Origin of the sequence: Blastopirellula marina DSM 3645, from assembly GCF_000153105.1 — a bacterium.
Classification (GTDB): domain Bacteria; phylum Planctomycetota; class Planctomycetia; order Pirellulales; family Pirellulaceae; genus Blastopirellula; species Blastopirellula marina.
On sequence record NZ_CH672376.1, the window covers coordinates 1,529,385 to 1,543,823 of the forward strand.

Consider the following 14,439-nt stretch of genomic DNA (forward strand, 5'->3'; position numbering starts at 1 on the left):
GGGAAATAACGCAACGTCAAAACTTCAAAAAGCGCCAGCGAGCTAGTGGATCGGTTTTGGTTTGCCTACGCCGACGGCGCCGCCTGGTGCATGTGCACGTCACTCTGCGGATACGGAATTGAGAAGCCGCGTTCGTCGAAGCCCAGTTTGACCTGTTCGGTCAAATCACACGAAACCGCCCAAAAGTCTTCCTTCTTGACCCAGCCGCGAACGATAAAGTTGACGCTGCTTGAAGCGAGTTCGGTCACGCGAACTTCCGGCGGCGGATCTTGGAGGATTCGTTCGTCGCTTTCCAACAGGGCGATCAAATACTTCTTTACTTCCCGCAGATCATCGTCATAGCCGCAGCCAACGGTCAGATCAACGCGGCGGGTCGCGTTGCGTGAGTAGTTGATGATGTTGCCGCTGGTGATGTTGCCGTTGGGGACGATGATCATCTTGTTGTCCGGCGTCTTCATCTGCGTGTGGAAAATCTGGACGGCGTCGACGATGCCCGACACTCCGCCGGCTTCCACAAAATCGCCGGCCGAAAAGGGACGAAAGAAAATGATCATCACGCCGGCGGCAAAATTCGCTAACGAGTTTTGCAGCGCCAAGCCAACCGCCAAACCAGCCGCCGCCAACACGGCCGCGACGCTGGTGGTATCAATCCCCAAGCGATCGAGCACGGCGACGATGACCAGCGTCAGGAAGAAACCATAGGCGATGTTCGAGAGAAACAGAGCAAGCGTTTGATCAACGCCTCCGCGATTCATCAGCCGTTTTAAGAATCCGCTCGCCCATAAAGCGACCAAGCGTCCAACAAACAAAATCAGAATCGCCGTGACGATTCGCAGGATCCACTCGGGTCCTTGATCTTGCACAAAGACGACCGCCGAATTTCCCCAATTCTGCAAGTCGGTCAGGGTTTGCGTCGCCTTTTCGCTAACGTCGATCGCGGCGGCGTTGTCGCCGGCTGGATTCTCACCCGGATTTTCTACTTGGGCCAGCAGCAGGTTGAAAAACATGGCAGTCGGTCCTTGTACATGTTAAGAAAGAAAATAGAGCTCGCATCCCGCTATTCTTTGGCGTTGACCCGCACCTGGATTTCATCCCCTTCGACGCGAACGTCGAAACAATCGACCTTCACTTTCGGGTTATCAAGCCAAGCGCCGTCGCAAAGCTGGAAGCCCCACGCATGCCAGGGGCACATCACCACGCCATCTTCGACATAGCCGCCGGCCAGCGAAGCGCCCATGTGCGGACAAAAATCGTCGATCGCTTGATAGGTCCCATCGGCCAGGTGAAATACGGCCGCCATGCGTCCGCTGACGTTGAACGCCTGGCCTTGTCCGGGGGGAATATCGCCAACTTTGGCGACGGTCACAAAATCTGCCATCTAAAATGCCCGAATGAAAAAGGGTTCGCCGCGGCGCCGAAGGGGGCTAGAATAGTACGTAAGCTGTCAGTCGCGACCATTTTACGCCTGAGCCGCGCTCGTTGACAGACCTTTCCCTTCCTCCTCCGATCGCATGATGCCGCCCGCAAGCAATCGAAACCTCTCGCTCTTGACGTGCGCCGCCTGGCTGACGCTCTGTTGGATCGCCCAAGGGGCCGAGCCGACATCGGCCGAGTCTCTCTATTACGCCGGCAAATACGCCGAGGCGATCGCCGAACTGGAGCAAGTTGATCCGCCCGACGCAACCACCGCGTGGCTAACCGCCAAATCCCAAATCGCGATCGGCCAAGCGGCCGCGGCGACAAAGACATTAACCGCCGCGATCGAGCAAAAGCCGACCGCTCACTTGTACGCTCAGTTGGCCCGAATACAGTTTGACCAGGGTCACTGGGACGCAGCGTCCGCGAGTTGCAAAAAGGCGCTAGTGCTGGACGAGCGGCAACCGGTCGCACGCTGGACGGTCGCTCAACTCCACCGGGAGCGCGGCGAGTTAGAAGCAGCTGGCGCCGCCTACGAGTGGTTTGTCGACGACTTCAACGAAAACGACATCTCGGACGACCCCGACCAGTTGTATTACGCCGGACTGGGCGCGGCCGAGTTCGCTCGTTGGACGCAAAACAGCGAGCAGTTCAGCTACCTGGTCAACACGCTCTTTCCGACGATCCTCAAGCGTTCACCCCAATATTGGCCCGCCCGACTCGCGGTAGCGGAACTGTTTGCTGAAAAGTTCAACCTGGGCTCCGCGCGCAGCGAGTGGACCAAGGCGCTGGAAATCAATTCCAGCTCGGCCGAGCTCTTCACGCTGAAGTCGCAAATGGACCTGACCGGCTACAACGTCGACCTGGCGATCGCCGCCGCCGATCAAGCATTGGCGATTCGCAGCGATTACGTCCCGGCGCTAGAAGCCAAAGCGAAAGCGTACCTGGCCGATTTTCGCCCGCTCGAAGCGATCGCGGCGCTGACGAAAGCTCGCGAGATCAATGACAAGCGTCAAGCGACCGCCGGCCTGTTAGCCGCCGCCTACTTGGCGGCCGACGGAGCGGCGCTCGAGACAAGCGAAGGAAGTTCGACCCGTTACGGAGAATTGATCGAAACGCAGTCTCTCTCCAATCCCCACTGCGGTGAGTTTTTCGCCTCGCTAGGAGAAGGCTGCGAGCTGCTGCGCAAGTATCCTTACGCCGCCAGCTTCTACCGTGCGGCGACCGAGCGAATGCCGCAACTCGTTCGTCCCCATGCCGAGTTGGGCATGGTGCTGATGCGGATGGGAGAAGAGCCGGAGGCGCGTGCTGCCCTGGAAGCGGCGTTTCAGGCCGATCCCTTTCATGTCCGCGTGAAGAACACGTTGGAAGTATTGGACGTACTGGCCAACTACGAAACGCTGGAAACCGAGCATTTTCTCATTCGCTATGATCCGGAAAAAGACAAGCTGCTGGCCGAATACGCGGCTCGCCATTTAGAAGACAACGTCTACGCGCCGATCTGCGCGGCCCTCGATTACGAACCGGCCGACAAAACGTTGATCGAGTTTTTCAACCAAGCGAAAAACACCAGCGGGCACGGCTGGTTCAGCGCTCGCATGGTCGGCTTGCCCTATATCGGCACGGTTGGCGCGTGTGCCGGCAAAATGATCGCGCTCGCTTCGCCATCGTCAATGCCGGAGAAATACAACTGGGGCAATGTGCTGCGTCACGAATTTGTCCATGTCGTCAATTTGCAGCAGACCGATTTCAACATTCCCCATTGGTTTACGGAAGCGTTGGCCGTTACTTACGAGACCGACGTGCAGCCGCCTGATTGGAAACGACTGTTGGCGAAACGAATTGCGGCCAACGATTTGTTTGACCTGAACTCGATCAACTACGGCTTCATTCGTCCGCGTGACGGCGATGACTGGACCATGGCCTACTGCCAGGCGTTTCACTACGCCGTTTACTTGAAACAGCGCTTCGGTGACGACGCGCTGACCAAAATGCTCGCGGGATATGCCGAGTCGCTGACGACTGATCAGATTTTGGAGCGAACCTTTCAGACGCCGCAAGCCGATTTTGAGCGAGGTTATCGTGACTATCTGGTGACGGTCGTCCGTGATGTCGAAATCAAAGCCAGCGATAACGATAAGAGCTTCGCCCAGTTGATTCGTGACGCGCGCGATCAGCCGGAAGACGCCGATACGCAGGCCGACGCCGCTTACGCTTATTTGCAACGCAAGTCGAACTCCAGCGCTCGCAAATTCGCGGAAAAAGCGATTGAGCTCGATCCGAGCCATCCGCTCGGCTTGTATGTGATGGCGCGACTCTTTCTCTCGATCGGGGACGCCCAAGAGACGCTGAAATTGCTGGAGCAAGCGACCGGCGATCGCTTTGATCGTCGTCCGGTGGCGCTGTTGGCCGGCTTGCGATTGAAACAAAAGGATTACCAGTCGGCGATCGAACTGTACGAGCGCGGCGCCAAAGCGGAGCCGGCGAGTGAAGAATGGACCGCAGCGCTGGTCCGCGTCCATCTGCTGCAAAAAGATGACGACGCGCTGCTGAAACTGCTGCCGATCCTGGCCGCGCAAAAACATCACGACGTCGCGATTCGTAAAAAACTGGCGACCCTGTTAGCGGCTCGCGACGATTGGCGAGGCGCAGCGCGCTGGTCGGAAGAGGCGTTTCAGATTGATGTGGCCGACGCCCAAGCGCATGAGATCAACGGCCGCGCCGAGCAAGAGCTCGATCACCCTCTGGCGGCGGCCCGTGAACTGGCGGTCGCTTTTCGCTTATCCCCTGATCGAGTAGATTGGGGAATCGCCGCGGCCGAAGCGCTGATCGCTGTCAGTGACGAAGCGGCCGCGCGTGAAATTCTGGAAGCTGTGCTGAAACATTCTCCGTCCTCCGCGGCGGCCCAACAGTTGTTAGAGCAAATCAAATCGTGAACCAAGAACCTGCGCCGCCGGTCGACGTCAGCTTGGGTCAATTTCAAAAATTGATCCGCGACATGTACTTTGAAAAGGACCAGACCCGCGGGGTCGAAGGAACCTTCATGTGGCTGATGGAGGAAGTTGGCGAGCTCTCGTCAGCGCTTCGCGGCGGAACGCATGAAGAGCGCGTGGGCGAGTTTGCCGACGTGCTGGCCTGGCTGACCACCATCGCCAACGTCGCCGGAGTCGATCTGGCTGACGCCGTAAATCAAAAATATGGGAGCGGCTGTCCAGGTTGTGGACAATTTCTATGCGTCTGCGATGACGCCGAAAAGCCGTAAAAATCGGTCCAATCGGCGTTAACTTCCCGCGAAGTTGGCCAGCGGAGGCCCCGCGTCAACTCGCAGGAAAGCGGCCGGCTGATTATGCTAAATAGCTTCAAGCCATCCAACTTGGAACTCCGGTGGCGTCCCCCCTTTTGTGAGACACGTTCGACTTTGATGTTGCTTCTCTGTCGCACCTTCCTAATTACGATCGTTCTCATCGCCACGTCGGCGTCCTCTTTATGGGCCGGCGAGTGGATGCAGCAGCGTCATGACATCGCCGAGATCGAAGCGAGCCTTGGTTTCGCTGGACGGTTCAAAGTCGGCGTGTGGTCGCCGATTCGTGTCGCGATCACGGCCGGGTCCGAACCGCTGCAAGGCAAAATTCATATCGCCGCTTTCGATTCGGACGGAGTCCCGGTCGAACATCGCTGGCCTCACGACGAAGCGGCCCAAATCGCCGCTGGCGAAACCAAGACGTTTGTCCTTCCGGTGAAGATCGGCCGCACCAGCAGCCGGATCGAAGTCATCCTCGAAAGCGAAGTCGACGGCGTCGTCAGTCGATCGGTCTGGCAAGCCGCCGTCGCCGATCTGGGACAACCGGTGCTCGCGAGCCAACAACTCTGGCTGCAATCAGGCGAATTAGTCGGCATTCAAGACATCTTGAACCAACAGCGCGTGCCTCCTAACGAATCATCGCAACTCGCTCAGATCGATCCCAGCCAACTGCCGGACGATTGGCGCATGCTAGAAGGGGTCGACCGTCTGCTGATTGTCAGCGGCGACTCCGCAGCGTGGCGCAAATTGCCGGCCGAGAAGTTGGCGGCGCTCGATTGGTGGGCCAAGCTAGGCGGACGCATCTTTCTCGCGGTTGGCGCCGATACCGAACAACTGTTGTCGGCGGACGCTCCCTTGGCTCGCTATCTCCCTGGCAAGTACGTCGGGTTTGAGGAAGAACGCCAAACGGCCGATCTCGAAAAATATGCGGGTAAAGTCACGCGGCTCGATCGCCCAGGCGCGCCAACTTTAGAGATCGCCACGTTGGAAGACGCCAGCGGGATTGCGTTGGTCCAACTCGCGACGGCCAATCCAACTCCGTTGATCTCGATCGCTCCTTACGGATTTGGACTGATCGAATTTGTCGCATTCGATCTCAACTCGCAGCCGATCGCCGGCTGGGACGGTCGCAAGCCGTTGCTGGTCAAACTGCTGATCGGCGAGTCAGAGCAACAAGACTCTGGCATCGTCTCGTTGGCCGGACAAAGCGCCGCACATGTCGGCTACGAAGATCTCTCGGGACAATTGCGCGTCGCGCTCGATCAATTCCAAGGGGTCCATCTGATCTCATTTTTGTTGATCGGCGTGATTGTTGTCGGTTATCTGCTGTTGATCGGACCCGGCGACTACTTCTTGCTGAAACGCTACTTTCCCCGCATGGAATGGACGTGGGTCACGTTTCCGCTGTTTGTGCTGTTGGCTTGCGGCGCTTCATGGGGGATCGCTTTTTGGGCGAAAGGCCATGAACTGCGGATGAATCAAGTCGACGTACTCGACTGCGATTTGGCCAGCCGCGTCGTCCGCTCCACCACGTGGGCCCATATCTACAGCCCGCAAACGCAGCGGCTCAACATTCAATTGCACAATCAGTCCCCGGCGCAAGCGAGCGATTGGAAACAAATCCTCGCCTGGCAAGGTTTGCCAGGCAAATCGCTGGGCGGCATGGATTCGCGTCAGTCGCTCGCGACGGTGCAAAACCCGTACTACCTGGCCGAAGCGGATGACTCCGTATCGCTCGAGAACTTGCCGATTCAGATTTGGTCATCGCGCAGTTTGTTTGGTCGCGGCTGGGCGACGCTCGATGGCGAAGCCCCCAAACCGCTGACCGAAATCAGCAATCAACTACTCGACGGCGTGATTCGCAATCCGACCGAAATTGACCTGGAAGACGTCTACGTTTTCTACGGCCGCTGGGCTTGGCACTTTCCGAAATTTCCGGCCGGCGGCGTCTTGTCGCTTTCTGGCAAAGCCGGCAAGAACTCGGACAAGGTCTTACGCAAAACCCGGGTCTCCGACGCGCGCGACGTGTCGGAACTGTGGGACCGCGAAAACACCGATATCGACCGCATCATGGAAGTCGCCCTGTTTCACGAATCGGCAGGCGGTCGCGGCTATACGAATTTGATTCAGCGCTATCAGGGGTTCATCGACCTCTCGAAGCACTCGCAAACGCAACGCGCCGTATTGGTCGGCAAGTCGGCCGAACCGGTCACGCAGTTGCAGATGACGGCTGCTGGATCGGGAGAGCCGCTTGCGCCGAAAACGGAACACTGGACCTACGTTCGCTTGATCTATCCGGTTGAGCCGGAATAACGCACCTTTAGGCGCCGCCATGATCGAAACTCACGACCTGACGAAAAAATACGGCGACTTCTTTGCGATCAAAGGGATCGAGCTCGACCTGAAGCAAGGGGACGTGTTTGGCTTTATCGGCCCCAACGGGGCCGGCAAGACGACCACGATGCGAATCATCGCGACGCTGCTCAACCCGACCTGGGGCGAAGCCTACGTCTGCGGCCATTCGATCTACACCAATCCCAAAGAGATCCGCCGCCTGGTCGGATACATGCCTGACTTCTTTGGCGTGTACGACGACATGAAGGTGATCGAGTACCTCGAGTTCTTCGCCGCCGCCTATCGCATCCGCGGCGCCCAGCGACGCCAGGTATGCGACGAAATGCTCAACCTGGTCGATCTCGATTTCAAACGGGACGCGTTCGCCAATACGCTCTCACGCGGTCAGACGCAGCGTTTGGGCCTGGCTCGCGTGCTGCTGCATGATCCGCAAGTGCTGCTGCTGGACGAACCGGCGAGCGGTCTGGATCCTCGTGCTCGGATCGAGATGCGCAACTTGCTGAAGCGGTTGCGTGACATGGGAAAAACGATCATCGTATCGAGCCACATTCTGCCCGAACTGGCCGATGTCTGTAACAAGATCGGGATCATCGATCGCGGCGTGATGTCGGTCAACGCATCGGTCGAAGAAGTGATGAAGCAAGTCCGCCAAAAGACGGTGCTGCATATCGGCGTCGACGGCGATCAGGAAGCGGCCGCCCAGGTCTTGGAAGGCTCCGAAATGGTCGAAAGCATTGAGCCGCGCCCGACTTACCTGATGGTGACCTTGAAAGAGGGAACCAGCGACTACAGCGATCTACCGACTTGGCTGATCCAAGCCGGCCACAAGCTGACCCTCTTCCGCGAAGAAGAAATCAATCTGGAGTCGGCGTTTATGGCGCTGACCAAGGGGATGGGGAAGAAGACGTAGTTTCGGCGAAACTTTACATTGTATGCAGTGTGATGATCCAAGTGTTATCCGGTCCTTTGATGATCGAACCATGCAAAAGAGGCGACTTGCCAATATTGCCCGCTTCAAAAGTATCCCCTTGGATCGAATAGACTCCACGTTCATCCGTTGCTTCCAGCATTGTCGCCGTACTATCGCGCAGCCATGCCGGCGTTGGCTCGCGCGAAAACAACACGACATGCTCTCTTGGGGAGGGATCACCCAGTTCTGCGAGTTCGGCGTCGTTTCCCAATTTGACCACGGCGACCAAGCCCCAATCACCAAATCCAAAGTCATCCATATTGGACCAGGTTTGCCACTGGCAAGACTGAACGTCTGCCGGCAGGTTGCAGAACTTTCGGAGTTCCCCCAGGTTGGTGCTGTCCGTTCCTAGTCGTACTGCATGAGGGTTCGTTAATTGCGAACAAGAGCAGCCGGCGAACAGCGAGCTCAACGCAGCCAGAAGCGACGCAAGCAGAGTTCCGTTCCGTCGAATATTGGTATTCATTCGCAAGTTCTGGATTCTACTCATCCGGATGATAATTCTTCCGAATCTTGCGTCGATTGGCTGCTTTCCTCTGCTCCTGCAACTCCGTTTTTGCTTGGCGATAGAGCTCGGTTTTGCGTTTGGCGAGCAGTCGCGCAAAGTCATAGTCGGAAAGTCCGATTCGTTTACCGGTCGCGGCGATCACCTTTTGCTCGCGGGCGTCATAGTGACCATCGACCAGCGCCATGTCGATCATGGTCGTTAACCACTGGACGCCTGACGCGCGATGATCGGGCGTGGGTGATTCCAACGTTCCATTGGCGGCGTCGGTCAACATTCCCTGGACGCGGCTCAGCGGTACGCCATGCTTTTTGGCGACTTCCTTCAGCAGCTTTTGCTCTTTCTCGTCCAGCTTGCCATCCGCCGCTGCGACCTGCACGACCCAAGCGATCAAATCGACATCATCGATCTTGGCGTATTCTCGCAAGCTGCGGCCGTTGACCTGGGCGCGGTCCAAATCGCTTCCCGATACGTGCCGTACGATCTGGCTGACAACCATCGTTGGCTGTTGGTCAAACAAGGGACGATCAATATCCATACCTTCCGACGAACTGTTGGGAATCGCTGCAATCACCGTTTCGATTCCCTCATTCGCTTTTTTCCGCAAGTTACGCGCTTCATTGGCGCTGTACGGAATCCAATCAACCAACACCCAGTCGCTCGCGCCATCGTTGAGCACCATGTGACAAAACTCGCAAGCATGCGACGCGGCGTCCGACTCGGGGGCGCCACAACCGGGACACTGCAGCGACGAGACGCTCTTTTCGATCTTGGTCTGCACGCCGTGCTTACGCGCCAGCACCATCATCGTGCGTAGCGTGCTCGGCTCGCGCGACGTCTCTTGGCTCTCTCCACTTTTCTTGTTGCGCCGGCCTGACCAACGAATATCGACCAAGGCGCGATCCAAATGCTTATCGGTGATCACCCCGATGACGTCGACCGCGCCGACGCCGCAATCGGTATAGAACGTCCGCTCTCGCGCGTTGAGCACTTTGCCATGCAGATCGCAAAACATGTCGTGCGCCACTTTATTCAACGGGCGCAGATCACCATGTCGATCGGCCGTCACTTTGCGTGTGAAGATCACGCTCGCGCGATCTTCCAAGTGATGCGTGTTGAAGCCGGGATCATGCGAAATCCAATATCGCGTGGCGCTGTTCAGCCCCAGCGCGGCGTTGGGTTTCCAGACGCTGCTTTGCGTGATTTCGCTTAGCACCCAGTCATGCTCGCCGCTGCGTAGCAAACTTTCGCACGAGCCGCAACGATCCCATTGGTTGATCTGAATCGATGCGCCGCAGTTGGGGCAATTTCCTTCGATTAGTCCCGCTTTTTGCGGCTTCGTCTGCGCTCCGCGGCGTCGCAGAAACGTCCAAACCTCAGAAAAAGACTCATTGCTTTTCGAGCCGGGGATCAGCTTGCCGGTCGTACGATCGACACGATAATCCTTGCCCCGCGCTTGGACTCGCAGCGAGATCACTTCAAACGCGTTTTGATCATTTCGGCTGGCGATGATTTCGATCGGCTCCATCTTCAGGATCCGCACGTCTTCGATCACGTTGCGATAGCCAAGTTCGTGCTGTTCTGAAATTTGCAGCGAGAAACGTTCGTAAACGCCGTCCGAAACAAACGCGTGAATCGACGCCAGATCTTGATCCGACCAGGCGCGTTGAATTTTGCCAAACGCGTTCTCGGCGCGTTGCTTGAACTGCGGCAGGTCAAACGACGGATCACTCTCCTTCAAAGCTTCCAGACACGAGTCGATAAAGTCATGGTCCAGTTTGTGAAACGAGCGATGAATAAATCGCCGTTGCTGGCGCTCGTTGGCTTGCATGACATACCAAACGAAGACGATCGCGACGATGACAAAGGTTGGAATGCCGATGACCGGATGGCGAAAAAGAAAAAAGATGAGCGGCCCCAAATCGCCATGGCCTCCGCCGGAACCCGAAGAAAAATGGCCGCCGCCCGATCCGCTGGAAAAGGAACCGCCGCCGCCAGAAAACGATCCGCCGCTACCGGCGCGTCCCCAAGCATCAGGCGCAGGAACCAGAATCAGTCCCCCGAGCAAAAACATGACGGCGATAGCACGGGCAATTCGCACAAGCAGACACTCAGGGGTTGAGAGGAGAAAATGCAAAAGGGCGCTAGGTATTCGTCCGTCGAGACGAATTCTTAGCGGCGCCGGCGCATTTTAACGCGCAAACCGCAGCGAAACACGTAGTTTCGTACTGGTTTACTCGCGCTCTTCGAAGCAGGTTTTCCAGACTTCGGCGCCTTTTTCATGCTCGGCGACCCCGTGAAAGAACGACTTCATCGCCGTATCGGGATCACAGTCGTCGCACTTCTCCCAAGCCAACAGCATCGGCCGATGCACCTTAAACGCGCCGCTCTCGACCGGAACGTAGGGGACAGCGACGATCAGCTTAGATTCGGGCCATAGATAGGCGCGATGTTCCAGGATGATCGCATCGTGCGTCACCTCGTTAATCGTCACGCGACCATCAAAGACGAAGACGCCGTCGTCGGCCTCCATCTCGTTCGCTTCCAACCGCTCGACGCCGGCCTTCACCGCGACTTCCAGATCGTCATGCTCCAGACGCTCCATCTCCCGTTCTCCATCCGGAGTCGCGTAAGCGAGAATGGGGATCAGCAGGTCTCCATCCGAGACGCACCAAACAGCATGTGCGGCGAAAAACCCGCCCAGCTCTGCGGCAGCAATCATGGGTGGTCTCCCTATTTTTCCAAAACAGTTTCAGGCGGCGAAGCGGCGCACGGCATCTCCGTCAATCCGATGCCGTTCCGTGGTCGGCAGGAAACATCGAAATAGCTGCGATCGCTACTTAAGTAGCGTCTTCGCTGCGCACCAAGAACGACTCGATCATATCACGAAGATGATAAAAATCATCCCGCGCTTCGGTGACCGAAACATTGGGATTCACACGACGTAATTCTTTGACGAAGGCAACGAGATTAGCTTCGTAGGCAAAGTTCGTCAACTCGCGTGTGGTGACTTTGGGGGAGGGAAGTTGAAGATCAATGCGAGCAGGCCGCCATGTGCCCCAGTCGAGTCCCTGGTGCAAATCGCCCCATTTATCGACATCTTTCGTGCAGTAAAAGCCTTCCACCAAGCTGACTCCCAGAAAAATACAGGTGGCGCATTTTTCGGGCACGTCGACTTTCGCGCGCAGGAATTCATTTTCCAACGAAACCGGCTCCGTGGGACCCTCGATTTCGCAGGCCCCATGATCCAAATGGAGACTGTGATGAATCAGCGGCATCGCTCGCGTGCAGGCGCTTCCATACAAATGAGGGCACTCGGAGCACTTCATCGGAACGGCGCCGCGCGTTCCCTCATACTCGTAGGGGACCGCTGGTTCGATGGGTCCATCTACTGGGCAGCGAGGGAAGTATTGCCGATGCATCGTAACTCCCAAGGCGGTCAAGGATCAGGAATTCATGGAGTTACTCAGAGTGAATACGCTCCAGCATACACCATTTTGGTCGACGGCTCAAAGAGACGCCATATCCGATGGGTGCAGATATCGCCACTAACACCGCAGTTAGGGATGCACAAAGGTCGCGGATGCAATCGGCTGGTTCAACTGCACATCCCGCAAATCGATTGTCCGCGTTTCGTGCGTCTCCAGTTTCGGCCATGCGGCAAGCGCCGCGCCGTCGGTAATCGCATGAAACTGAATCCGCCGCGGAACCGCGTCTTCCCGTCCCAAAGCGATGATCAGCGCTGCAGGCGTACCTTCCGGAAGTTCGCTCCAGGCCGAGAATGCGCCGGACCGGATCTCCGCTGCGTGCTGCGGCAGTCGGCTAACAAGCGTGTCACGCTTTAAGACTCCCTTCAGCACAAAGACATCTTCGTCCGCTAGTTTTCCGGCGCCGACCAAGACCAGATCATATTCGGCTTTCAGCTGCGCTAGCAGTCCGGGAAGTCCCAACTCGGCCAGATGCATTTGAGGGCTATGCAGCGGAGTCGGCGGCTTTGTTTCGCTGGTCATCGTTTCTCGCTGCGTCGTGCAGCGCGTCCAAAGCATTCGCCCATTGCTGATTTGCAACAAGCTCGCCTGCTCGACGCCGCGCAGTTTGAGTTCTAGTCGGCGGAGCAGCGCTCCTTTTTCCAGATAGTACCCCGATCCGGCCGCTGCCGGCGTGATGGTCGAATACTCCATCCGCGTGACGATCGACGAGCAGGCCAACACGCGGCGGATCGCGGCGGCCAGCAATTGATCGGCGTTACGACCGGCCGAAGTCAAGCTATCGCCGCTAGCAACATCGGCGGCAACCGCCTGCGAAGCAGGAGCAAGCAACGGCAAAGAGGGAAACTCGACGGCGCAAACGGCGGTGAAAACCGCTAGCACCACGGCTGCAGTCAGCAGTGTCACATTACGCCGATTATTGCTCATATCAAGGTTTTGTCGGTTTTCCCAAAGATTCGCATCGTTCCGGGCCGAACATTAATGCCACGGAGTCTTCCTTGCGCGGTTTGTTCGTGCGGGAATTGGGATTGGCTGCTCGTCACGTCGAGCGGCGATTTTACGCTCTGTGACAGGAACAGGTCCACGTCAATCGGCGAATGCCGCCGGCGACGTTTGACAAATCAACTGAGTGAACCAAAACCGAACGATAGCGAATCGCTTTAACTCTTGTACTGACCCGTGTCGGTTCCGAATCGGCGGCAAGAGCTGAGTGAGGGGGAAAACCATGAGACAGACTTTCTGGAAGTGGGCCATGCTGTCGCTGACGGCTGCGACGGTTGGCTGTCAAGCCATGCACACGCCGCACAACTTGCCGCCGGCGCAACAACTTCGTCATCCAGGCCCAGGCGTTGACGGTCCCGGTCCCGGAGTGCTGAATGGGCCGCCGATCCAACAAGCGTCAGCCATGATGCCGATGGATCCAAACATGGGTCTGGGAATGCCCGGACCAGCGTCGACCAGCCAGATCTTGTTCGTCAAACCGGACGGGATGCAGGTTCAATGGGACGTAGGCGGCATCGGCTACTACGACTCGACGCCGCGCGTCGTGCCGTTCCCGGTCAACTTCCCCCAAGGCGGCATCTACCGCTTGAAGCTGACCAACATCCCGGGCGATCCCGGCGCCGAGCTGTACCCGACCATCGAAGTTGGTCCGGCCACTCCGCGTACTGACGCCTTCCTGGCTCACAATGCGATTCCGATTCAATTCACCGAAGAAGACTTTGCTCAGGTTCGTAGCGGCAACTTCGTAACGAAGGTGATCTACCTGCCCGATCCCAACTATCAAGAGCTGGCCTTGGCCGACGTCGAAACGCTCGTCTCGACTCGTCTCGATCCCGGCGTCGACCCGATCATGGAAGCCGATCGCCGCGGCACGATCATGGCGATCACTCGCTTGGGTAACAAAGACCTGGAAATGCCGGGTGACGAACTGCAAGGCGGATTCGATCCGAACGTCATGGCCGGCGGCGGCATGATGCCGGCCATGGGTCCCGGCGGTCCGATGGGTTACCCCGGCTTGCCCGGCGGTCATCCTTACTCGGCTCCGTTTGTCGCCGGCGTCACCACGCCTGAATATGGCATGCCGTACGTCGGCACGCCGATCGGGTTGCCTGGTCCGGCTCACATTCCGTTGGGCGGCCCGGCCGGATTGCAGAAGCACGTGATAACCAATCACACGCACATGCACATTCCTGGTCCTACCGACAAGGTCAACATCCATGTCAAGCAGAAGCCGGGTCTGAGCTATCCGACTCCGCCGAACAAGGCTTGGATTGTGGAAGAAAACATGCACCACGCTCCGGCCTTCGGACAACCGCACGCCGATCGTCGCGAGTACATGCCGAGCCAGGGCGGCGGCGCCTACTGCCCACCGCAGTAAGCGGATCGCTTCGGCCTTGAGGCC

12 protein-coding genes are annotated in these 14,439 nt (G+C 57.6%); 5 read left to right on the forward strand and 7 right to left on the reverse strand.

What is annotated here, in order from left to right:
- Positions 1–65: 65 nt before the first annotated feature.
- Positions 66–1,007: a mechanosensitive ion channel family protein gene (locus tag DSM3645_RS08010; RefSeq protein WP_002651611.1), complete on the reverse strand. Its 942-nt coding sequence runs from the start codon at positions 1,005–1,007 to the stop codon at positions 66–68.
- A gap of 50 nt (positions 1,008–1,057) precedes the next feature.
- Positions 1,058–1,378, reverse strand: a complete 321-nt coding sequence (locus DSM3645_RS08015; protein ID WP_002651612.1) for a Rieske (2Fe-2S) protein — start codon at positions 1,376–1,378, stop codon at positions 1,058–1,060.
- Positions 1,379–1,511: 133 nt separating this feature from the next.
- On the opposite strand from DSM3645_RS08015, the gene DSM3645_RS08020 reads away from it, so the two are divergent.
- The 4 genes from DSM3645_RS08020 (at position 1,512) to DSM3645_RS08035 (ending at position 7,982) form a co-directional block, all read left to right on the forward strand.
- Positions 1,512–4,352: a tetratricopeptide repeat protein gene (locus tag DSM3645_RS08020; protein ID WP_002651613.1), complete on the forward strand. Its 2,841-nt coding sequence runs from the start codon at positions 1,512–1,514 to the stop codon at positions 4,350–4,352.
- Positions 4,349–4,678, forward strand: coding sequence for a MazG nucleotide pyrophosphohydrolase domain-containing protein (locus DSM3645_RS08025; RefSeq protein WP_002651614.1), 330 nt, complete (start codon positions 4,349–4,351; stop codon positions 4,676–4,678). Before DSM3645_RS08020 ends, DSM3645_RS08025 begins: the two co-directional genes overlap by 4 nt.
- 159 nt (positions 4,679–4,837) lie before the next feature.
- On the forward strand, positions 4,838–7,030 hold the full coding sequence (locus tag DSM3645_RS08030; RefSeq protein WP_002651615.1) for a hypothetical protein: 2,193 nt from the start codon (positions 4,838–4,840) through the stop codon (positions 7,028–7,030).
- A 19-nt stretch (positions 7,031–7,049) separates the two neighbouring features.
- Positions 7,050–7,982: an ABC transporter ATP-binding protein gene (locus DSM3645_RS08035; RefSeq protein ID WP_002651616.1), complete on the forward strand. Its 933-nt coding sequence runs from the start codon at positions 7,050–7,052 to the stop codon at positions 7,980–7,982.
- Between the two features lie 13 nt (positions 7,983–7,995).
- On the opposite strand, the gene DSM3645_RS30205 is transcribed toward DSM3645_RS08035, so the two are convergent.
- The 5 genes from DSM3645_RS30205 to DSM3645_RS08060 form a co-directional block, all read right to left on the reverse strand.
- The gene (locus tag DSM3645_RS30205; protein WP_002651617.1) at positions 7,996–8,508 is read right to left on the reverse strand and encodes a hypothetical protein; all 513 of its coding nucleotides are present in this window, start codon (positions 8,506–8,508) and stop codon (positions 7,996–7,998) included.
- A gap of 16 nt (positions 8,509–8,524) precedes the next feature.
- Positions 8,525–10,648, reverse strand: a complete 2,124-nt coding sequence (locus DSM3645_RS08045) for a TIM44-like domain-containing protein (RefSeq protein ID WP_002651618.1) — start codon at positions 10,646–10,648, stop codon at positions 8,525–8,527.
- A 132-nt stretch (positions 10,649–10,780) separates the two neighbouring features.
- Positions 10,781–11,269 carry a hypothetical protein gene (locus DSM3645_RS08050; protein WP_002651619.1) on the reverse strand — a complete coding sequence of 163 codons (489 nt, stop codon included), beginning with the start codon at positions 11,267–11,269 and terminating at the stop codon, positions 10,781–10,783.
- Positions 11,270–11,387: 118 nt separating this feature from the next.
- Positions 11,388–11,969, reverse strand: coding sequence for a hypothetical protein (locus DSM3645_RS08055; RefSeq protein ID WP_131282328.1), 582 nt, complete (start codon positions 11,967–11,969; stop codon positions 11,388–11,390).
- Positions 11,970–12,107: 138 nt separating this feature from the next.
- Positions 12,108–12,962, reverse strand: coding sequence for a hypothetical protein (locus DSM3645_RS08060; protein WP_002651621.1), 855 nt, complete (start codon positions 12,960–12,962; stop codon positions 12,108–12,110).
- Positions 12,963–13,260: 298 nt separating this feature from the next.
- Here DSM3645_RS08060 and DSM3645_RS08065 point away from each other — a divergent pair, with 298 nt between their 5' ends.
- Complete coding sequence (locus DSM3645_RS08065; RefSeq protein ID WP_040351698.1) at positions 13,261–14,415, forward strand: hypothetical protein; 1,155 nt, start codon at positions 13,261–13,263, stop codon at positions 14,413–14,415.
- The last annotated feature ends 24 nt before the right edge of the window (positions 14,416–14,439 follow it).